The organism is Salipiger thiooxidans (genome assembly GCF_900102075.1).
GTDB lineage: Bacteria > Pseudomonadota > Alphaproteobacteria > Rhodobacterales > Rhodobacteraceae > Salipiger > Salipiger thiooxidans.
The window spans coordinates 1-19,011 of the sequence record NZ_FNAV01000010.1; the positions used below are offsets into that span (position 1 = coordinate 1).

The window sequence follows — 19,011 nt, forward strand, 5'->3', positions numbered from 1 at the left end:
GGCCTGCCCAAGACCCGCTCCGGCAAGATCATGCGCCGCATCCTGCGCAAGATCGCCGAAAACGACTACGGCGCCCTCGGGGACACCTCCACACTCGCCGACCCCTCCGTCGTCGACGACCTCATCGAAAACCGCGCAAACAAGGGATGATCGGACAGATGGACGGACAGACCGTGACCGCCGCCCCCGTGCTCATCCTTCTCGGACCTCCGGGCGCCGGCAAAGGCACCCAGGCCCGCATGCTCGAAGACAAGTTCGGGCTGGTGCAGCTCTCGACCGGGGACCTTCTGCGCGCGGCCGTCGCCGCGGGCACCGAGGCCGGCAAGCAGGCCAAGGCCGTGATGGAGGCAGGCGGGCTCGTCTCTGACGAGATCGTCATCGCCATCCTGCGCGACCGGCTCGCCGAGCCCGACTGCGCCCGGGGCGTGATCCTCGACGGCTTCCCCCGCACCACGGTGCAGGCCGAGGCGCTCGACCGGCTGCTGGCCGAGACCGGGCAGAAGATCGACGCCGCCGTCAGCCTCGAGGTCGACGACGCCGCGATGGTGACCCGGATTTCGGGCCGCTACACCTGCGCCGCCTGCGGCGAGGGCTATCACGACGCGTTCAAGCAGCCCGCCAAGGCGGGCACCTGCGACAAATGCGGCGGCACGGAGATGAAGCGCCGTGCCGACGACAAGGCCGAAACCGTGGCGAGCCGGCTCGAGGCGTACCACGCCCAGACCGCGCCGCTGATCGGCTACTACGAGGAGAAGGGGACGCTTTCGCGGATCGACGCGATGGGCGCCATAGACAGGATCGCCGCCGATCTCGGCGCGATCGTGGAGGACGCGACGGCCCGCTGAGGACCGTCGCAGGGCCGCGCGCCAGGACCGGCGCGCGGTCGGGACAAAATGGAGAGGAGGGAACCGCTCGTGGCGGATCATACATCTAGTGGCGAGGCCTACTGGAAGGCCAATCTTCGCATCATCATCATCAGCCTCATCATCTGGGCCCTGTGCTCGTTCGGCTTCGGCATCCTGCTGCGCCCTGCCCTCTCGGGCATCAGCGTCGGCGGCACCGACCTAGGCTTCTGGTTCGCACAGCAGGGCAGCATCCTGGTCTTCCTGGTGCTGATCTTCTTCTACGCCTTCCGGATGAACAAGCTCGACCAAGAGCACGGCGTGGACGAGGAGTAAGACGCAATGGATCAGTTTACCATCAACCTGCTGTTCGTGGGCGCGAGCTTCGCGATCTACATCGGCATCGCGATCTGGGCCCGTGCGGGCTCGACTTCGGAATTCTACGCTGCCGGCCGCGGCGTGCACCCGGTGACCAACGGCATGGCGACCGCGGCCGACTGGATGTCGGCGGCATCGTTCCTGTCGATGGCGGGCCTCATCGCCTTCACCGGTTACGACAACTCGGCCTATCTCATGGGCTGGACCGGCGGCTACGTGCTGCTGGCGCTGCTGCTCGCGCCCTACCTGCGCAAGTTCGGCAAGTTCACCGTCTCCGAGTTCATCGGTGACCGCTTCTACTCGCCCTCCGCGCGGCTCGTCGCCGTGCTCTGCCTGATCATCGCCTCCATCACCTACGTGATCGGCCAGATGACCGGCGTGGGCGTGGCCTTCGGCCGCTTCCTCGAGGTCGACACCACCACCGGCCTGCTGATCGGCGCGGTGATCGTGTTCGCCTACGCGGTGTTCGGCGGCATGAAGGGCGTTACCTACACGCAGGTGGCGCAATACGTCGTGCTGATCCTCGCCTACACCATCCCGGCGATCTTCATCTCGCTGCAGCTGACCGGCAATCCGATCCCGGCCCTCGGCCTCTTTGGAAGCGACACCGCCACCGGCGAGCCGCTGCTGCAGACGCTCGACGCCATCGTCACCGACCTTGGCTTCAACCAGTACACCGCCCACAACGGCGACACGCTGAACATGGTGCTCTTCACCCTGTCGCTGATGATCGGGACGGCAGGTCTGCCGCACGTTATCATGCGCTTCTTCACCGTGCCCAAGGTTGCCGACGCACGCTGGTCCGCCGGCTGGGCGCTGGTCTTCATCGCGCTGCTCTACCTGACCGCCCCCGCGGTGGGTGCCATGGCGCGCCTCAACATCACCCAGCAGTTCTGGCCCGAGGGTACGGACGGACCGGCGGTGACGATCGAGCAGATCGAGACCGATCCGGCCTACGACTGGATGGCCACCTGGCAGCAGACCGGCATGCTGGGCTGGGAAGACAAGAACGGCGACGGCCGCATCCAGTACTACAACGAGAAGTCGCCCGCGATGCAGGAAAAGGCGACGGCTGAAGGCTGGACCGGCAACGAGCTGACCAACTTCAACAACGACATCCTGGTGCTCGCGAACCCGGAAATCGCCAACCTGCCCTCCTGGGTGATCGGCCTCGTCGCCGCCGGTGGTCTTGCCGCCGCGCTTTCGACCGCAGCCGGCCTCCTGCTCGCCATCTCTTCGGCGGTGAGCCACGACCTGATGAAGGGTCAGCTGACCCCGAACATCTCGGAGAAGGGCGAACTGCTGGCAGCCCGGATCGCCATGGCCGTCTCGATCGCCGTCGCCACCTGGCTGGGTCTCAACCCCCCGGGCTTCGCGGCGCAGACCGTGGCGCTGGCTTTCGGCCTCGCGGCAGCGTCGATCTTCCCGGTCCTCATGATGGGCATCTTCACCAAGGTGAACAATAAGGGTGCCGTGGCGGGGATGCTGGCAGGCTTCATCGTGACCCTGCTCTACATCTTCCTGCACAAGGGCTGGTTCTTCATCCCCGACACCAACAGCTACACCGATGCGGATCCGCTGTTCCTCGGGATCAAGTCGACCTCGTTCGGCGCGGTGGGTGCGGTCATCAACTTCACCGTGGCCTTCGTGGTCTCGTCGATGACCAAGCCGATCCCGGCCGAAATCAGCGAGCTCGTCGAAAGCGTCCGCATTCCGCGCGGCGCCGGGGTGGCACAGGACCACTGACAGATGCGGGCATGGCCGCGGCGCGTGGCCATGCCCCCTACCCAGCGATCCCGTCCCGCGCTATGCCGGGGCGGGATTTTCATTCCGCCTCATCCGACCGGACCGGAGGAAGACCATGCCCATCGCGCCTGAAGAGCTCCTGCGTTTCCTTGGAGGCGTCCACCCCTATGACGCGCTCGACGCCGATGCGCTCGAGGGGCTGGTGCCGCAGTTCGTGCAGCGCCGCCTGCCCCCGGGAGAGCCGATCTATGCGGCGGGCAACCCGCTCGAGGGGCTCTATCTCATCCATTCCGGGCAGGTCGAGATCCGCGACGAGAACGAGGTCGTGGTCTCGCTGCTGGGACCCCGCAACTCCTTTGGCGAGCGCGGGCTGGCCCGCGACGGCATCGCCGCCACCTCGGCGCGCACCGTCGACGAGACGCTGCTCTTCATGCTGCCCGCCTACGCCTTCAACGAACTCATCCGCGAACACCCCGCCGCGCAACGCTTTTTTGACCGTTCACGGGCGGCGAAACCGCGCAAGTCCGACCTCGCCCACAGCCGGGTCGAGACGCTGATGGCGGCGGATCCGCTCACCATCGGCCCCGGTGCTACCGTGCAGGAGGCCGCGAGCCTGATGGCCGAGCGCCGCGTCTCGTCGGTCTGCATCATCGAGGGCGAGGCGCTGAAGGGCATCCTTACGATACGCGACGTCTCGGCAAAGGTCGTGGCCCGCGGCCTCCCCTTCGACACCCCTGTCACGCAGGTGATGACCAAAGCGCCTCTGACGCTGGCGCCGTCCGACATCGGCTCGGACGTGCTGCACATGATGATGGAGCGCAACATCGGCCACGTGCCGGTCACCGAGGGCGGACGGCTGGTGGGCATCGTCACCCAGACCGACCTGACCCGTTTCCAGGCGGTGAGCTCGGCCGGTCTCGTGGCCGAGATCGCCCGCGCCGCGACGCCCGCCCAGATGGCAGAGGTCACCGCGCGCATCCCGCAACTGCTGGTGCAGCTCGTCGCGGGCGGCAACCGGCACGAGGTCGTAACCCGGCTGGTCACGGACATCGCCGACACCGTCACACGCCGCCTGCTCGCTCTCGCGCAGGACCGGCTCGGCGCCGCGCCCGTGCCCTTCCTCTGGCTCGCCTGCGGCAGCCAGGGACGGCAGGAACAGACCGGCGTCTCGGACCAGGACAACTGCCTCTTCATCGACGACAGCGCCACCAAGGACGATCTTTCGTATTTTCGCGAAATGGCGAAATTCGTCAGCGACGGGCTCGATCAGGCAGGGTATTTCTACTGCCCCGGCGACATGATGGCGACCAACCCGCGCTGGTGCCAGCCGGTCTCGACCTGGCGGCAGTATTTCAGCGGCTGGATCCGCAAGCCCGACCCCACCGCGCAGATGCTGGCCTCGGTGATGTTCGACCTGCGCCCGATCGGCGGCACCACCGCGCTCTATGAAGAGCTGCAGAAGGAAACGCTCGAGGCCGCGTCGCAGAACTCTATCTTCGTGGCGCACATGATCGCCAACTCGCTCAAGCACACGCCGCCGCTGGGCATGCTGCGGGGCTTCGCGACGATCCGCTCGGGCGAGCACAAGAACCGGCTCGACCTCAAGCACAACGGCGTGGTGCCGGTGGTGGACCTCGCGCGGGTCTACGCCCTGCAGGGCCGCCTGCCCGAGGTCAACACGCGGGCACGGCTCGAGGCGGCGGTGAGCGCGGGCAAGCTTTCGGGCAGCGGCGGGCAGGATCTGCTGGACGCCTACGATCTCATCGCCGAAACACGACTCGAGCACCAGGCCGAGCGCGTCCGTGAGGGCGGCCGGCCCGACAACTATCTGGCTCCGGCGGATCTGTCGGATTTCGAGAGGAGCCACCTGCGCGATGCCTTCGTGGTCATCAAGTCGCTGCAATCGGCGCTTGGACATGGCCGCGGCATGCTGGGCTGACGCGCCGGGGGAACGGGAGGAAAGGGAGGAAAGATGTTCTGGGAACTGATCGCGGTCTTCGTCGCGGGCTTTGCGGGCGCCGGCGCCGTGATGCTGCTGAACCGGGTGACCGGTGGTCGCCTGCCCCGCTGGCTGATGCCGTTGGGGGCTGGCGCGGCCATGCTCGTCGCCACCATCTCGAGCGAATACGGCTGGTACGGCCGCACCGCCGACGCCCTGCCGGACGGGTTCATCGTCGCCACGGTGCACGAATCCCGCGCCGCCTACCGGCCCTGGACCTTTGCCGCGCCGATGATCGACCGCTTCATCGCGGTCGATCTCGCGAACCGGGTGGAGAACGCCCAGAGCGAGGGGCTCTACCTCGTGCGCGCCGTAGCCTACGGGCGCTGGCAGCCCGCGCGCGAGATCGAGCTGATGGTCGACTGCGCCGGTGGCCGCACCGCGATCCCCGCAGGCGACGGCGGCGAACCGGTGTGGCGCCCGGCAGACGCCGAGGATCCCATCCTGCGCACCGTCTGCACCGGGGCCGAGACGGGAGCGGAGGGCGACGCATGACCCGGCTCGGGCTGCGGCTGCGGATCTTCCTGCTGTTCGTGGTCATCGGCCTCGGCGGCACCGCGGCGGTGGCGGTGGCGCTCTGGCTCGGCCATGCCCGCGCGCTCGAGACCACGGTCACCAACGGCTTCGTCTTCGCCGCGATCCTGTCGTCGCTGGCGCTGCTGGCGCTGACCGTGGGGATCTGGCTTGTGTTCGACGAGAACGTCGCCAAGCCCATCGAGAAGCTCGCCGCCGAGCTCCGGATGCGCGCCCATGCCGGCGTCACCCGCGACGTCGACACCCATGGCGCGCGCTTCCTCGGCGATCTGGCGCATGCCGCGCAGGCAGTCTCGACCCGCGCCACCGACGGCGCCATGGAGACCGCGCAGATGGTCGCGCGCGAGACCGAGCGGCTGGCGACCGAGACCGCCCGCCTCACCGCGCTGCTGACCGAGATCCCGGTGGCGATGATCCTGGTGAGCCGGCGCGGCCAGATCGTGCTCTACGACGGACAGGCGGCCGAGGTGCTGTCGCAGCTCCATGTGCCGCGGCTCAACGCGCCGCTCACCGATTTCTTCGAGGCCGAGGGGCTCAACGCCGCGGTCGGCCGAATGCACAAGACCGGGCGCGAGGTGCGCTTTACCGCCGAGGGCACCGACGGCGCCCAGAGCTACGACGCGCGGCTGAAGCCGATGGACGGCGGCGGCTACATGATGGTGATCGAGGGCGCCGAGACCCACATGGCGCCCGAGGCCGAGCGCCCGCTGGTCTACGATTTCGACCTGCTGACCCATGAAGCGCCCGCAGCGGTCGAGGACACCCCGCTCTCGGCGCTGAGCTACACGGTCTTCGATACCGAGACGACGGGGCTGCTGCCGCACAAGGACGAGGTGGTGCAGATCGGCGCGGTGCGGGTGCTGAACGGGCGCATCGTGCCGGGCGAGGTGCTCGACCTGCTGGTCGATCCCGGCATCCCGATCCCTGCCTCCTCGAGCCGGGTGCACAAGGTGACCGACGCCATGGTCGCCGGAAAGCCGGACATCGGCGAGGCCGGACGCCGCTTTCACCGATTTGCCAAGGGTTCGGTCATCGTGGCGCACAACGCACCCTTCGACATGGCCTTCCTGCGCCGGCACCGGAACCGCATGGGGGTCGAGTGGGACCACCCGATCCTTGACACCGTACTGCTGTCGGCGGTGCTGTTCGGAGCGAGCGAGACCCACACGCTGGACGCGCTGTGCCAGCGGTTGGGCGTCGAGATCCCGCAGGTGCTGCGCCACACCGCGCTTGGCGATGCCAATGCCACGGCGCAGGTGCTGGTCATGATGCTGCCGATGCTTGCGGCGCGGGGGATGCGGACCTTTGGCGAGGTTCTGGAAGAGACGCGAAAGCACGGTCGCCTGCTGGAAGACCTGAACTGAGATCGTCGAGTGCCGCCTGCACCGCGCCTCGCGGCAGGTCGCTGCGCAGGATCCGGCGCAGCGCCGCGAGCCGGGCATCGAGCGCGCGGAAGGCATCGTGCAGTACCATGGCCTTCGGGATCAGCCGCCCCGCCTCGGGCGGCGGGTGCAGCGGCCAGTAGGCGCGCACCGGCCCATCCTCGAGTGCGGCGGCGGCCCCGGGGCAAAGCGCCACGACGATGCCTGCCCCCCCGGCCAGCAGATGCGGTGCCGCCACCGGCAACGGCAGGCCCCGCGCCGACAGCATCTCGAGCGCCAGCCGGTCGGCGCGCGCGGCAGGCGTCACCCCGCCAGAGGTCACGTGCACCCATCCCGGCAGCCGGTGTCGCGCCACCGCCTCGGCGATCAGGGAAAGCGCTGCGTTGTCGTCGCAGAGAAACGCCATGGTGACCGGCGCCAGCAGCGGCGCCTGCGCGGCCCCGGCCCGCCCGAGGCAAAGATCCGCCCGCGCCCACCCCAGCGCCTCGCCCAGCGGCTCGGGCGCCGCCCGGTAGCGTCGCACCGAGCCGTCGCGTTCGAGCACCAGCAACCCCGCCCCGGTCAGCGCCGCGAGATGGGCCGAGAGCGTCGAGGGCGGCACCCCGAGCCACTCTGTGATCTCACCTGCCGCGACCGCTTTCGGCAGGCGCCGCACGAGCATCCGCAGCACCCCCGCCCGAAGCGGGTGACCCAGAAGCGAGAGGCGGGTGCGGTGCGGTTCATCCATCTCAGGGCATTGCCACGCCGCAGCTGAATCTGTGGTTAAGATCACCGCCCTGCCCGCGAATTTCGCCGCGCCTTGCCCTCAGAGCACCTTGGCCAGCGCCGCGTCGAGCTTGTCGACCAGCTCGCCCACGTGGTCCTCGGTCAGGATGAAGGGCGGCGCGAGCAGCACGTGGTCGCCCTGCTGCCCGTCGATGGTGCCGCTCATCGGGTAGCAGATCAGCCCCTCGGCAAAGGCCGCGGCCTTGAGCTTTCCGGCGATGCCGCGAGACGGGTCGAAGGCCGTGCGCCGGTCGCGGTCGGCCACCAGCTCGAGCCCGAGGAACAGGCCCCGCCCGCGGATGTCGCCCACGTTGGCGTGCCGGCCGAAGCGATCCACGAGCGCTGCGCGCAGCGTGGCGCCCATCGGCGCGACCCGGTCGAGCAGCCGGTCGTCCACCAGCCGCTCGAGCACCGCGCAGGCCCCGGCGCAGGAGGTCGGGTGGCCGAGATAGGTATGGCCGTGCTGGAAGAAGCCCGAGCCCGCCTCGATCGCGGCGTAGATCCCGGCCGAGCACAGCATGGCGCCGATGGGCGCATAACCCGCCCCCAGCCCTTTGGCGATGGCGCAGATGTCGGGTGCCACGCCGTCCTGTTCGCAGGCGAAGAGCGTGCCGGTGCGGCCCATGCCGCACATGACCTCATCGAGGATCAGCAGGATGCCGTAGCGGTCGCATATCTCGCGGATGCGGCGGAAATAGCCCGGTACCGCAGGCACCGCGCCGAGGGTGGCGCCCACCACCGGCTCGGCGACGAAGGCCATGACGGTCTCGGGCCCGAGCTCCTGCACCATGGTCTCGAGCTCGGCGGCAAGGCGCGCGCCGTATTGCTCCTCGGTCTCGCCAGGTTCCATGCCGCGGTAGGCGTAGCAGGGCGAGACGTGGTGCACGTCGATGAGAAGCGGCGCGAAGGGCGCCCGGCGCCAGGCGTTGCCGCCGGTGGCGAGCACGCCCAGCGTGTTGCCGTGGTAGCTCTGGCGGCGGGCGATGATGTTGACCCGCCCGGTCTCGCCCTTCTCGAGATGGTACTGCCGCGCCAGCTTGATCGCGGCCTCCATCGCCTCGGAGCCGCCCGCGACCACGTAGACCCGGTCAAGCCCCTCGGGCGCCAGCGACACCAGACGGTCGGCCAGCCGCTCGGCGGGCTCGGAGGTGAAAAAGCCCGTATGCGCGAAGGCCACCGTGTCGAGCTGCGCCTTCATCGCGGCGACGACTTTGGCGTCGCCGTGGCCAAGGCACGAGACCGCGGCCCCGCCGGAACCGCCGAGATAGGCCTTGCCGGTGGTGTCGTAGAGATAGACGCCCTCCCCCCGTGCGACGACTGGCGGCAAAGAGCGGGTATGGCGCGGAAAGACATGTGACACGGACGTATCCTCGGGGTTGCTGTGCGGCGATCATGAAACCGTTCCGAGCGGTTTGCATCCGCGCGCACTTCCGGGCAGTATCATCACCATGAATTCATTCAAGATCACAGGGAGAACGATCTGATGAACAAGACTCTGTTCGGCGCGATGCTGTCCGGCGCACTGGTGGCCGGTGCCGCCGCAAGCGCCCAGGACCAGACCTTCATCTCCATCGGCACCGGCGGCGTGACCGGCGTCTACTACCCCACCGGCGGCGCGATCTGCCGGCTGGTGAACAAGGACCGCAAGGAGCACGGCATCCGCTGCGCCGTCGAATCCACCGGGGGTTCGGTCTACAACATCAACACCATCAAGGCCGGCGAGATGGAATTCGGCGTTGCCCAGTCCGACTGGCAGTACCACGCCTACAACGGCACCTCGCAGTTCGAGGGCGACGCCGCCTTCCCCGACATCCGCGCGGTGTTCTCGGTCCACCCCGAGCCCTTCACCCTGATCGCCCGTGCCGATGCCGGCATCGAGAGCTTCGAGGACCTCAAGGGCAAGCGCTTCAACGTGGGCAACGCCGGCTCGGGCCTGCGCGCCACCACGGAGGTGCTGATGGCCGAGTACGGCATGACCATGGACGATTTCGCGCTCGCCACCGAATACAAGGGCTCGGAAATGTCGCAGCAGCTCTGCGACGGCAACATCGACGCCATGGTCTACGTGGTGGGCCACCCTGCCGCCGCCATCCAGGAAGCCGCGACCACCTGCGACGTGAGCCTCGTAAACGTGACCGGCCCGGTCATCGACAAGCTCATCGAGGAGAACCCCTACTACCGCACCGCGACCATCCCGGGCGGCATGTATGCCGGCAACGACGAGGACGTGACCACCTTCGGCGTCGGCGCTACGCTGGTGACCTCGGCCGACGTCTCCGAGGACGCGGTCTACGTGCTGGCCAAGGCGGTGATGGAGAACCTCGACGACTTCCGCCAGCTGCACCCGGCCTTCGCCAACCTCAAGGCCGAGGAAATGGTCGCCGACGGTCTTTCGGCCCCGCTGCACCCCGGTGCGGAAAAGGCCTATCGTGAGCTCGGCCTGATCGAGTAACGGCGCCCCGCGCCCGGAAGGCGCCCGCGCGGCGCCTTCCACCGAGCCTGCCCCGCTCACGAAAGAACCCGGGCAACCTGATAAAAATAAAGATAATCCAGCACATGGGGGACACGGCGATGGTGGATCAGCCGTCTACGGAACGCACAGCCGACGACATGGTGGCCGAGGCCGATACCGGGGCGCGCAACCCGGCGAACTGGCAGGGCACGCTCATCCTGGGCACCTGCATCGCCTGGTCGCTGTTCCAGCTCTACATCGCCTCGCGCATCCCCGGCATGCTCGCCCAGGCGACGGGTGTCTCGTTCTTCGCCAACGTCGTCACCCAGGCGCGCTTCATCCACCTGGCCTTTGCCATCGGGCTCGCGACGCTGGCCTTCCCGCTGACCAAGACTGCGCCGCGCGACCGCATCCCAGCCTATGACTGGGTGCTGGTTGTGCTGGGCGTGGCCTCCTGCCTCTACCTCGTGGTCTTCCGCAACGAGATCGCCACCCGCCCCGGGCTCTGGTCGACCTCGGACATCGTCATGTCCGCCATCGGCATGGTGGTGTTGATGATCGCCGTCTGGCGCTCACTCGGGCTGCCGCTGGTGGTGATCGCCTGCCTCTTCATCGCCTTCGCCTTCTTCGGCGGCTACTCGGAATGGGCGCGCAACATCACCAACTACGGCGGCGCATCGCTGTCAAAGGCGCTCGGGCACTACTGGATGCAGACCGAGGGCGTGTTCGGCGTGGCGCTTGGCGTCTCGACCACGATGATCTTCCTCTTTGTGCTGTTCGGCGCCATTCTCGACCGCGCCGGCGGGGGCAACTGGTTCATTCAGGTCGCCATCGCGCTGCTCGGCGCGCTGCGCGGGGGGCCGGCCAAGGCCTCGGTCCTGAGCTCGATGCTCACCGGCATGATCTCGGGCTCGTCCATCGCCAACACCGTGACCACCGGCACCTTCACCATCCCGCTGATGAAGCGCATCGGCTTCCCGGCGGAAAAGGCCGGTGCCGTCGAGGTCGCCTCCTCGACCAATGGCCAGCTGACCCCACCAGTCATGGGCGCCGCGGCCTTCCTGATGGTCGAATACGTCAACATCCCCTACATCGACGTCGTCAAGCACGCCTTCCTTCCGGCGGTGATCAGCTACATCGCGCTGCTCTACATCGTGCACCTCGAGAGCCTGAAAATGGGGCTCAAGGGGCTCGAGAAGCCCGGCCGCAAGATCGGCGTGCTGATGATCGCGATCCTGTTCCTGTCGGGCTTCATCGTGCTCGGCATCCTGACCTTCCTGATGATAGGGCTGCGGATGATCCTCGACCCGATCATGGGCGGATCGATCTACGTGGCCGTGGCGCTGGTCGCGGTGCTCTACATCGTGCTGCTGAAGATCGCGGCCAGCATGCCCGAAATCGCCGAGGACACCGACCCCGACGCCCCGCCCAAGGCGCCGCGGCTGACGCCCACGCTGATTGGCGGGCTCTACTTCGCGATCCCGATCTTCATCCTGGTCTGGAACCTGATGGTCCGCACCGACACGCTGGACCGGCTGTCGCCCGCGCTCTCGGCCTTCTGGGCCACGATCTTCATGATCGTGATCGCGCTCACCCACCGCCCGATCAAGGCCGCCTTCCGCGGTCATGACGTGAGCGCCGAAGCCCGCGCCGGCTGGGGCGATTTCATCCAGGGCCTGATCCTTGGCGCGCGCAACATGATCGGCATCGGCGTCGCGACGGGTGCCGCGGGCATCATCGTGGGCACGATAAGCCTCACCGGCGCGCACCAGGTCATCGGCACGGTGATCGAGGTGATCTCGGGCGGCAACCTCATGGTGCTGCTGATCCTCGTGGCGATCCTGTCGCTGATCCTCGGCATGGGCCTGCCCACCACGGCCAACTACATCGTGGTCTCGTCGCTGATGGCGCCGGTGATCATCAGCGTCGGCGCGCAGGCGGGGCTCGTGGTGCCACTGATCGCGGTGCACATGTTCGTCTTCTACTTCGGCATCCTCGCCGACGACACGCCACCGGTGGGCCTCGCGGCCTACGCCGCGGCGGCAATTTCGCGCGGGGACCCGATCAAGACCGGCCTGCAGGGCTTTGCCTATGACATCCGCACCGCGCTGCTGCCGTTCCTGTTCATCTTCAACACCGACCTGCTGCTCATCGACGTGACCTTCCTGCACGCGGTGTTCATCTTCTTCGTGGCGCTCCTGGCGATGCTGCTCTTCGCCGCCGCGACGCAGGGCTACTTCATCGCCAAGTCGCGGCTCTGGGAAACCGCCGTGCTGCTGCTGATCGCCTTCACGCTGTTCCGCCCCGGCTTCTGGCTCGACCTCGTGGAAGAGCCCTACGTCACTGCCAGCGGCCCCGCCGCGCTCGAGCTCATGGCCGAGGAGCCCGACGGCACCGAGATCCGCCTGCAGATCGTGGGTCCGGATTTCGACACCGGCGAGATGCGGCCCACCACCGTGGTGCTGCCCGCGGTCTCGGGCGACGCCACCGCGGCGCTCGACGCGCAGGGGCTGACGGTGATGCCCGAAGGCGATACCCTGCTGCTGGAAGAGCCCTTCCCCGGCACGCCGTTCTTCGAACAGATCGGCCCCGAGTACGACTATTACGGCGACGATCCGGTGATGGTCTCGGCGGTCGAGGTGGAGAACGACCGCTTCGCGAAGGAATGGTTCTTCATCCCGGCGCTGCTGCTGCTGGCGGGGATCGTGCTGATCCAGCGCCCGCGCGCCACGCAACCGGCCTTCTGAGGAGGAGAGACGATGTTCCGGACCATCCTGCTGGCAGTCGACATGAACGACCTGCCCGAAAGCGGCCATGTCGCCGAGGCTGCGGTGCGCATGGCGCAATGCGAGGGCGCGACCCTGCACGTGGTGAACGTCATTCCCGGATCGGGGATGGCGATGGTGGGCTCCTATCTTGGCCCCGAACAGGAGCACCGCATCCGCAGCGAGGCCCGAGAGAAGCTCGAGAGCTGGGCCGCCGAGGCGATCCCGTCCGAGGTGTGCGGCTCGCTGCACGTCACGCAGGGCACGATCTACCACGAGATCATCAAGGCCGCGAAAGAGGTCGGCGCCGATGCCATCGTGGTCGGCGCCAACCGTCCGGCGCTCAGCGACTACCTCGTCGGCCCCAACGCCGCCCGCGTCGTCCGCCACGCACCGCAATCGGTGCTGGTGATCCGCTGAGCGCCTTCCCCGTCGTCCCCCTGTTCCGGGCCCCGTAGAATGAACATCACCGACGCGTCCGAGGACGACCTGCCCGGCATCCTCGCGATCTACAACGATGCCGTGCGCAACACCGCCGCGATCTGGAACGAGACCGAGGTCGATCTCGGCAACCGGCACGACTGGTGGCAGGCGCGCACGGCGCATGGCTACCCGGTGCTGGTCGCCCGCGACGGCGATTTCGTCGCGGGCTACGCGAGCTTCGGCGACTGGCGCGCCTTCGACGGCTACCGCCACACGGTCGAGCATTCGGTCTACGTCCACCCCGACGCCCGTGGCCGCGGCCTTGCCGGGGCGCTCATGGCCGAGCTTGTTGAACGCGCTCGGGCCATGGGCAAGCACATGATGGTCGCGGGAATCGAAAGCGGCAATCTCCCCTCGATCCGCCTGCACGAACGCATGGGCTTCCGCATCACCGGCGAGATGCCGCAGGTGGGTTGCAAGTTCGGGCGCTGGCTCGACCTCACCTTCATGCAGCTGAGCCTCGACGACCGCGCCGCGCCGGAGGACGCCCAATGATCTGGGTGACGCTTCTGCTGCTGGTGGTCGCGGGCAGCGCGCTGGTGCTGCAGAACGCGCTGATGCTCGAGGCGCGCACGGTCTCGGGCTCGGTCTGGGTGGCGCTCTGGCTGAACTCGGCGGTGGGGCTCGTCGTGCTCACCATCACCGCGCTCGCCACCGACGGCACCGAGGCCTTTGCCCGGCTGGCACAGGGGCGGCTCTGGGTCTTCCTGCTGCCGGGGCTCCTTGGCACGCTCTTCGTCTTCGCAAGCCTCACCGGCTACGCCCGGGTCGGCGCCACGCTGACCATCTCGGCGCTGGTGGCCTCGCAGGTGGTGGCCGGGCTCGGCTTCGACCTCTGGCGCGGCACCTCCATCGCGCCCGCCCAGATCGCCGGGCTGGTGCTGCTCGTCGCGGGCGTGGCACTGGTCTTCGGGGCACGCGGCTGAGCCTTCGCCCGTTGCGAGGTTGTGAAGCCTTGCCCTTCCGCCCTATCTAGAGGGCAGCACCGCAGCATTCGGAGACGTCACGTGCAGATTTTCGTGGGCCTGGGCAATCCCGGCGGGAAATACGCCAAGAACCGCCACAACATCGGCTTCATGGCCGTGGACCGGATCGCCGAGGATCACGGCTTCGGCCCGTGGCGCGCGCGCTTCCAGGGCGAGGTCAGCGAAGGCCGGCTCGGCGGCGAAAAGGTCCTGCTGCTGAAGCCCGGCACCTACATGAACCTCTCCGGCCAGTCGGTCGGCGAGGCGATGCGCTTCTTCAAGCTCACCCCCGCCGACGTCACCGTGCTGCACGACGAGCTCGACCTCGCGCCGGGCAAGTGCCGGGTGAAGAGCGGCGGCGGCCACGCCGGGCACAACGGGCTGCGCTCGATCCACCAGCACATCGGCGAGGCCTATCGGCGGGTTCGGCTCGGCATCGGGCACCCCGGGCGCAAGGAGCTGGTGGCAGGTTACGTTCTGCACGATTTCGCCAAGGCCGACGAGACCTGGCTCGACGACCTGCTGCGCGGCATCTCGGATGGTGCGAAGGCGCTGGCCGAGGGCGATGCCAGCGGCTTCCAGAACGCGGTGGCGCTGCGGGTGAACCCGCCGCGGTCCTCGACGACGGCCAAGCCCGCGGAGCCCAAGACGCCCGCCGCCGACGCCGAGCCCCGCCCCGACGACCGCTCACCGATCCAGAAGCTCGTGGATCGCTTCAAGTGAGTCGCATCACGGATGCGATGAACGTGCAGGCCAAAAGCTGCGTCGCGCTGGGATCGCCCTTCATGGGCCGGCTGCTGAGCGGGCTGGCGCAGGACTGGCCCGACACGCCGCTGGCCCGACGGCTGGCCGAATGGCCGGGCGAGATCGGACCCGCCGGGCATTCGGTGCCGCTGCGACTTGCCGGCGGCCTGCACGCTCTGGTGCTTACCGGTCGGGCCGAGCCGCTGGCGGCAGTCTACCCGCCCAACGACGCGCCGGTCGAGGCGCTGATCGCGGCGGTGCACGGGGCCATGGCGCGGCACGAGACCTTCCTCGACGACTGGATGCGCTCGCCGCCGCAGACCAACGAGCTGCGCCGCAGCTCCGTGCTCATCCCGGCGGCGCTGCTGCTGACCGAGCGTTTCGGGCTGCCGCTGAGGCTTTCCGAGATGGGCGCGAGCGGCGGGCTCAACCTGCTGTTCGACCGCTACGCGCTGCGCATCGGCGAAGCGCAGCGCGGCGCCCGCGACCCGGCGCTGGTGCTCGATCCCGCGTGGACCGGGCCGTTGCCCCCGGCGGTGTCGTTTCAGGTCGCCGACCGGCGCGGCGTCGATCTCAACCCGCTTGATCCGGCCAACCCCGCCGACGCGCTGCGGCTCGTCGCCTATCTCTGGCCCGACCAGTCCGACCGCATCGACCGCACCCGCCGCGCCATGGCCATCGGCCGCGCGCCGGTCGATCGCGGCGATGCCGCCGACTGGATCGGCGCGCGCATGGCCGGCAACGCGCCGGGGCTCATCCAGATGATCTACACCACCATCGCGTGGCAGTATTTCCCGCCCGAGGCGCAGGCCCGCGCCCGCGCCGCCATCGAGACCGCCGGCGCCGCCGCCACCGAGGACGCGCCCGTGGCATGGGTCGCGCTCGAGGACGACGGCCAGCGCCCCGGCGCCGGGATCACCCTCAGGCTCTGGCCGGGCGACCGCTCGTTCTCGCTGGGGCGCGCAGATTTCCACGGGCGCTGGGTGAACTGGACAGCGCCGCCGCTCTGAGGCAGGCTTGCCTCGCAAGGAGGCGCCCATGTCCGCGAAAGACCCCGAGATCAACGTTCTGGGAGACCCGCTGACGCCATGTTCGATGGCGCCGGTCACCGGGTTCTTCCGCGACGGCCACTGCAACACCTGCGCCGAGGATCGCGGCAGCCACACGGTCTGCGCGGTGATGACGGCCGAGTTCCTCGCCTATTCCGCCTACGTGGGCAACGACCTCTCGACCCCGCGCCCCGAGTTGCGCTTCCCCGGACTGCGGCCCGGCGACACGTGGTGCCTCTGCGCCGCGCGCTTCCTGCAGGCCCATGACGAGGGCTGCGCGCCAAGGGTCCGGCTGAGCTCGACCCACCTGCGGGCGCTGGACATCGTGCCGATGTCGGTGCTGCAGGAAAACGCCGTCTGACGGTCGGCGCTGCGGTTCAAGGCCGCTCGCCGATCTGGCCGGTGAGCAATTCGTCAATCAACACGCTCATCGGTTGCGACCGCCCCGACACCCCGACCTTGCGAATGATCGCGTTGGCCTGCACCTTCGCGCTGCCCTCCGAGGTCTTGCGCAGGGCGGCGATCTCGGAAATCCAGAAGCCCCTGATCACCATTATCGCCACGTCACGTTCGGCGGACGTCGGCCGCCACTCCGAGAAGCGCTCCTCAAGCACGTCGGCAAAGGTGCCCGAGGCGAGGCGCAGGCTGTCCTCGTCGCGGCTCCGGGCGGCGGTGGCATCATGGCCAGACCGCACGGCGAACAGTGTCCCGGAGTTGGGACCGGGCCCAAGACGGACCTCGACCGGGCGGCATAATCCATTGAACGGGGGGTTGTCGGACCCTCTATGAACCCGGGATTATGACGCGAAAGGCGGCCCCGAAGGGCCGCCGATGCGGGATCTCGCGTGGCTCGGGCGGTCGTTCGCACGCCGGGCCGCGGCCGGTCTCAGGCCTGTGCGGTGCGTCGTGCGGGCAGCAGCGCCTCGTCCGCCACCAGCCACATGCTCGAGCCCACCACCAGCGTGACGCCCAGCAGGGTGGCCGCACCCGGCAGTTCGCCGAAGCCGAACCAGCCAATGGCCACCATCCAGACGAACTGCAGGTTCATCAGCGGCGTCGCCACATAGGCGGGCAGCAGCCGGAGCGCCTCGACCGACAGCCAGCGGGCCGCGAAGAGGAAGAGCGCGTAGGCCGCGACCCAGCCGAGATCCGCGAGCGGCATCGGCTGCCAGACGAAGGGCAGCGCCACGCCCATGCAGATCATCACCGCGAGGTTCGGCCAGAAGACCTGTGCCAAGGGCACCCTCTCGACCCGCGCAATGTAGCGCGCGGCGACCATCGAGCCGGTCCCGGTCAACGCCGCGAAGAGTGCCCAGAGATGACCGATGTCGAAGGTCATGCGCCCCGCCGGCATCAGGCAAAGCAGCCCGACCACGCCGACCGTCAGCGCAGCCCAAACCGCCGGACGCACCGGCTCGCCCAGGGCGGGACCGGACAGCGCCGCGGCGAAGAGCGGCACCAGCGCGATGAACAGGAACACATCCGCGAAGGGCAGCAGGCGGAACGCCTGGAAGAAGCCGATGGCGGCGAGCACGGTCAGCACCGAGCGCAGCGCCATGGCGCCGCGGCTGCGCACCCGCAGCCCCTCGCCGCTCTTGCGGGCGGCGCCGAGCGACAGCAGGATGACCAGCCCCGAAGACAGGGCGAAGAGCTGCGGCGCGGCATAGGAGCCGGCGACCAGCTTGGTGATGCCGTCCGCGGCGGCGATGGCGCCGGTGTAGAGCGCGACGAGCCCTGCCCCGACGAGCGCGGTTCTGGAAACGGTCATTGTGCACCTGCCCGGGCAAAGCCCTCGAAGAAAGCGTCGAAGTGGGTCGACTGCCCGGCCAGCGTGTCGACGATGTCGAGCGTTCCCGGCGACAGCCGCGCGCCCACCTGGGCCCGGGTCGCGGACCAGTCGGCGCGGCGCGCGTCGCCCTGCTCGAAGAGGGCCTCGGAGAGCTCGCGCAGCGGCGCGCCCGCCCGGGCCGAGCGGCTGAAGCCCATGCGCTCGGGGCTGAACGGCTTGCGGAAGGCATGCCCGCCGCGCACCGACTCGTGCCAGTTGCAAACGAGGAAGTCGTGGTAGTCGTCGGCGATCGACACCGCGTCACCGCTCTCGACCGAGAACAGGTGCGTCTCGCGCTCGAGCCACGCGGTCCAGAGCGCCGGCGGCGTCTCGCCGGCGTAGTGCAGCGCGATGCAGACCTCGGCGAGAATGTCCGAGTTCTGTTCGATGAACGCGAGGTTGCCGGCGAAATGCAGGCTGGTGATCGCCTGTTCGCCCAGCAGCGGATCCACCCGGCCGTATTCGCTGAGGTAGAAGACGATATGGGTCAGCTCGTAGGCGGCCTTGCGGTTGGGCAGCGCGAAGGTGCCCGAACGGTTGCAGAAGGCCCGCAGCCGGTCCTTGAGCCCGTCCTCGACCGTCTCGCCATGGCCGCGGCGGGCCAGCAGGCGAAGAGCCTCCATCCGCTGCAGGTCCGACAGCTCGGCGGCGGCGTAGCCCTGGCGGGCGATGGTGGCTGCGATCCGGGACCCGGTCTCGCCCGGCATCCCGAGATCCTCGAGATCCAGCGCCATCGAGAGCAGGAAGCGGTAGTATTGCGGGAAGAACGCGAGCCGCTTCTCGACCGACTGGTAGAACGGCTCGAGCGCGGCGAGCCCCGCCTCGGAGACCGCCGCGCCGGTGCATTCGAGGATGTTCAGGAGCTCGGCGTTTTCCTTGAGCCAGAACACGTCGTCTTCGCGCCGTCGGTGTTGCGCAAAGCTGGTGATCAGCGCCGCGGCGCCGGACTCGGGCGCGTCGATACGCACCGCTGGGCGAAAGGTGATGACGTTGTTCATGGCATTCATAGTGTTACCTCGTTTCCCTGCTGCGCGCGGGCGTCGCATGTCCCCTGGACGCCCGCTGCGAGTGTCCCGGCG

At 68.7% G+C, this 19,011-nt stretch carries 19 protein-coding genes; 14 read left to right on the plus strand and 5 right to left on the minus strand.

The genetic code is table 11. The features are described from left to right. Positions 1–158 precede the first annotated feature (158 nt). The 6 genes from BLQ77_RS15545 to BLQ77_RS15570 all read left to right on the plus strand — a co-directional run bounded on the left by BLQ77_RS15545 (position 159) and on the right by BLQ77_RS15570 (position 6,863). Positions 159–845, plus strand: a complete 687-nt coding sequence (locus BLQ77_RS15545) for an adenylate kinase (RefSeq protein WP_040383980.1) — start codon at positions 159–161, stop codon at positions 843–845. A gap of 48 nt (positions 846–893) precedes the next feature. After that, on the plus strand, positions 894–1,178 hold the full coding sequence (locus BLQ77_RS15550) for a DUF4212 domain-containing protein (RefSeq protein ID WP_206893910.1): 285 nt from the start codon (positions 894–896) through the stop codon (positions 1,176–1,178). Positions 1,179–1,184: 6 nt separating this feature from the next. Next, positions 1,185–2,966 carry a sodium:solute symporter family protein gene (locus tag BLQ77_RS15555; RefSeq protein WP_008883558.1) on the plus strand — a complete coding sequence of 594 codons (1,782 nt, stop codon included), beginning with the start codon at positions 1,185–1,187 and terminating at the stop codon, positions 2,964–2,966. 115 nt (positions 2,967–3,081) lie between these two features. After that, complete coding sequence (locus BLQ77_RS15560; protein ID WP_089960871.1) at positions 3,082–4,905, plus strand: DUF294 nucleotidyltransferase-like domain-containing protein; 1,824 nt, start codon at positions 3,082–3,084, stop codon at positions 4,903–4,905. A 33-nt stretch (positions 4,906–4,938) separates the two neighbouring features. Beyond that, positions 4,939–5,460, plus strand: a complete 522-nt coding sequence (locus tag BLQ77_RS15565; protein WP_089960873.1) for a hypothetical protein — start codon at positions 4,939–4,941, stop codon at positions 5,458–5,460. Next, entirely contained in the window at positions 5,457–6,863 is a 1,407-nt protein-coding gene (locus BLQ77_RS15570; RefSeq protein ID WP_089960877.1) for a 3'-5' exonuclease, read from the plus strand. The genes BLQ77_RS15565 and BLQ77_RS15570 overlap by 4 nt, the downstream gene beginning before the upstream one ends. Here the strand turns inward: BLQ77_RS15570 and BLQ77_RS15575 are convergent. Together BLQ77_RS15575 and BLQ77_RS15580 are read right to left on the minus strand one after the other, a co-directional pair. Further along, positions 6,763–7,608: a helix-turn-helix domain-containing protein gene (locus BLQ77_RS15575; RefSeq protein WP_089960880.1), complete on the minus strand. Its 846-nt coding sequence runs from the start codon at positions 7,606–7,608 to the stop codon at positions 6,763–6,765. The genes BLQ77_RS15570 and BLQ77_RS15575 overlap by 101 nt on opposite strands. Before the next feature lie 78 nt (positions 7,609–7,686). Further along, positions 7,687–9,006 (minus strand): aspartate aminotransferase family protein, encoded by a 1,320-nt coding sequence (locus tag BLQ77_RS15580; protein ID WP_089960883.1) that lies wholly within the window; start codon positions 9,004–9,006, stop codon positions 7,687–7,689. A 123-nt stretch (positions 9,007–9,129) separates the two neighbouring features. On the opposite strand from BLQ77_RS15580, the gene BLQ77_RS15585 reads away from it, so the two are divergent. The 8 genes from BLQ77_RS15585 to BLQ77_RS15620 all read left to right on the plus strand — a co-directional run bounded on the left by BLQ77_RS15585 (position 9,130) and on the right by BLQ77_RS15620 (position 16,465). Further along, complete coding sequence (locus BLQ77_RS15585) at positions 9,130–10,098, plus strand: TAXI family TRAP transporter solute-binding subunit (protein WP_008886134.1); 969 nt, start codon at positions 9,130–9,132, stop codon at positions 10,096–10,098. A gap of 119 nt (positions 10,099–10,217) precedes the next feature. Then, positions 10,218–12,845: a TRAP transporter permease gene (locus tag BLQ77_RS15590; RefSeq protein WP_089961250.1), complete on the plus strand. Its 2,628-nt coding sequence runs from the start codon at positions 10,218–10,220 to the stop codon at positions 12,843–12,845. 12 nt (positions 12,846–12,857) lie between these two features. Further along, on the plus strand, positions 12,858–13,283 hold the full coding sequence (locus BLQ77_RS15595) for a universal stress protein (RefSeq protein WP_089960885.1): 426 nt from the start codon (positions 12,858–12,860) through the stop codon (positions 13,281–13,283). Between the two features lie 39 nt (positions 13,284–13,322). Continuing rightward, positions 13,323–13,841 (plus strand): GNAT family N-acetyltransferase, encoded by a 519-nt coding sequence (locus BLQ77_RS15600; RefSeq protein ID WP_089960887.1) that lies wholly within the window; start codon positions 13,323–13,325, stop codon positions 13,839–13,841. Next, a complete protein-coding gene (locus BLQ77_RS15605) occupies positions 13,838–14,272 on the plus strand; it encodes a DMT family transporter (RefSeq protein WP_089960889.1) in 435 nt (144 codons plus the stop codon). The genes BLQ77_RS15600 and BLQ77_RS15605 overlap by 4 nt, the downstream gene beginning before the upstream one ends. 81 nt (positions 14,273–14,353) lie before the next feature. Next, positions 14,354–15,034, plus strand: coding sequence for an aminoacyl-tRNA hydrolase (gene pth, locus BLQ77_RS15610; RefSeq protein WP_089960892.1), 681 nt, complete (start codon positions 14,354–14,356; stop codon positions 15,032–15,034). Beyond that, the gene (locus BLQ77_RS15615) at positions 15,031–16,065 is read left to right on the plus strand and encodes a DUF2332 domain-containing protein (RefSeq protein ID WP_089960896.1); all 1,035 of its coding nucleotides are present in this window, start codon (positions 15,031–15,033) and stop codon (positions 16,063–16,065) included. The genes pth and BLQ77_RS15615 overlap by 4 nt, the downstream gene beginning before the upstream one ends. Positions 16,066–16,093: 28 nt before the next feature. Further along, positions 16,094–16,465: a DUF2237 family protein gene (locus BLQ77_RS15620; protein ID WP_089960899.1), complete on the plus strand. Its 372-nt coding sequence runs from the start codon at positions 16,094–16,096 to the stop codon at positions 16,463–16,465. A gap of 16 nt (positions 16,466–16,481) precedes the next feature. On the opposite strand, the gene BLQ77_RS15625 is transcribed toward BLQ77_RS15620, so the two are convergent. From BLQ77_RS15625 to BLQ77_RS15635, 3 genes are all read right to left on the minus strand, one after another. Then, positions 16,482–16,799, minus strand: a complete 318-nt coding sequence (locus BLQ77_RS15625) for a helix-turn-helix transcriptional regulator (RefSeq protein ID WP_089960902.1) — start codon at positions 16,797–16,799, stop codon at positions 16,482–16,484. A 191-nt stretch (positions 16,800–16,990) separates the two neighbouring features. Then, entirely contained in the window at positions 16,991–17,872 is an 882-nt protein-coding gene (locus BLQ77_RS15630; protein WP_008883550.1) for a DMT family transporter, read from the minus strand. Continuing rightward, positions 17,869–18,939, minus strand: a complete 1,071-nt coding sequence (locus tag BLQ77_RS15635; RefSeq protein WP_089960905.1) for a DUF6902 family protein — start codon at positions 18,937–18,939, stop codon at positions 17,869–17,871. The genes BLQ77_RS15630 and BLQ77_RS15635 overlap by 4 nt, the downstream gene beginning before the upstream one ends. Between the last annotated feature and the right edge of the window lie 72 nt (positions 18,940–19,011).

What these genes read in the sequence shown, in the direction of transcription:
- BLQ77_RS15545 (WP_040383980.1), top strand. Translation starts at nt 159, where the DNA reads ATGGACGGACAGACCGTGACCGCCGCCCCCGTGCTCATCCTTCTCGGA.
- BLQ77_RS15555 (WP_008883558.1), top strand. Translation starts at nt 1,185, where the DNA reads ATGGATCAGTTTACCATCAACCTGCTGTTCGTGGGCGCGAGCTTCGCG.
- BLQ77_RS15635 (WP_089960905.1), bottom strand. Translation starts at nt 18,939, where the DNA reads ATGAATGCCATGAACAACGTCATCACCTTTCGCCCAGCGGTGCGTATC.
- BLQ77_RS15570 (WP_089960877.1), top strand. Translation starts at nt 5,457, where the DNA reads ATGACCCGGCTCGGGCTGCGGCTGCGGATCTTCCTGCTGTTCGTGGTC.
- BLQ77_RS15595 (WP_089960885.1), top strand. Translation starts at nt 12,858, where the DNA reads ATGTTCCGGACCATCCTGCTGGCAGTCGACATGAACGACCTGCCCGAA.
- BLQ77_RS15585 (WP_008886134.1), top strand. Translation starts at nt 9,130, where the DNA reads ATGAACAAGACTCTGTTCGGCGCGATGCTGTCCGGCGCACTGGTGGCC.
- BLQ77_RS15620 (WP_089960899.1), top strand. Translation starts at nt 16,094, where the DNA reads ATGTCCGCGAAAGACCCCGAGATCAACGTTCTGGGAGACCCGCTGACG.
- BLQ77_RS15565 (WP_089960873.1), top strand. Translation starts at nt 4,939, where the DNA reads ATGTTCTGGGAACTGATCGCGGTCTTCGTCGCGGGCTTTGCGGGCGCC.
- BLQ77_RS15600 (WP_089960887.1), top strand. Translation starts at nt 13,323, where the DNA reads ATGAACATCACCGACGCGTCCGAGGACGACCTGCCCGGCATCCTCGCG.
- BLQ77_RS15550 (WP_206893910.1), top strand. Translation starts at nt 894, where the DNA reads ATGGAGAGGAGGGAACCGCTCGTGGCGGATCATACATCTAGTGGCGAG.
- BLQ77_RS15605 (WP_089960889.1), top strand. Translation starts at nt 13,838, where the DNA reads ATGATCTGGGTGACGCTTCTGCTGCTGGTGGTCGCGGGCAGCGCGCTG.
- BLQ77_RS15575 (WP_089960880.1), bottom strand. Translation starts at nt 7,608, where the DNA reads ATGGATGAACCGCACCGCACCCGCCTCTCGCTTCTGGGTCACCCGCTT.
- BLQ77_RS15560 (WP_089960871.1), top strand. Translation starts at nt 3,082, where the DNA reads ATGCCCATCGCGCCTGAAGAGCTCCTGCGTTTCCTTGGAGGCGTCCAC.
- BLQ77_RS15630 (WP_008883550.1), bottom strand. Translation starts at nt 17,872, where the DNA reads ATGACCGTTTCCAGAACCGCGCTCGTCGGGGCAGGGCTCGTCGCGCTC.
- BLQ77_RS15590 (WP_089961250.1), top strand. Translation starts at nt 10,218, where the DNA reads ATGGTGGATCAGCCGTCTACGGAACGCACAGCCGACGACATGGTGGCC.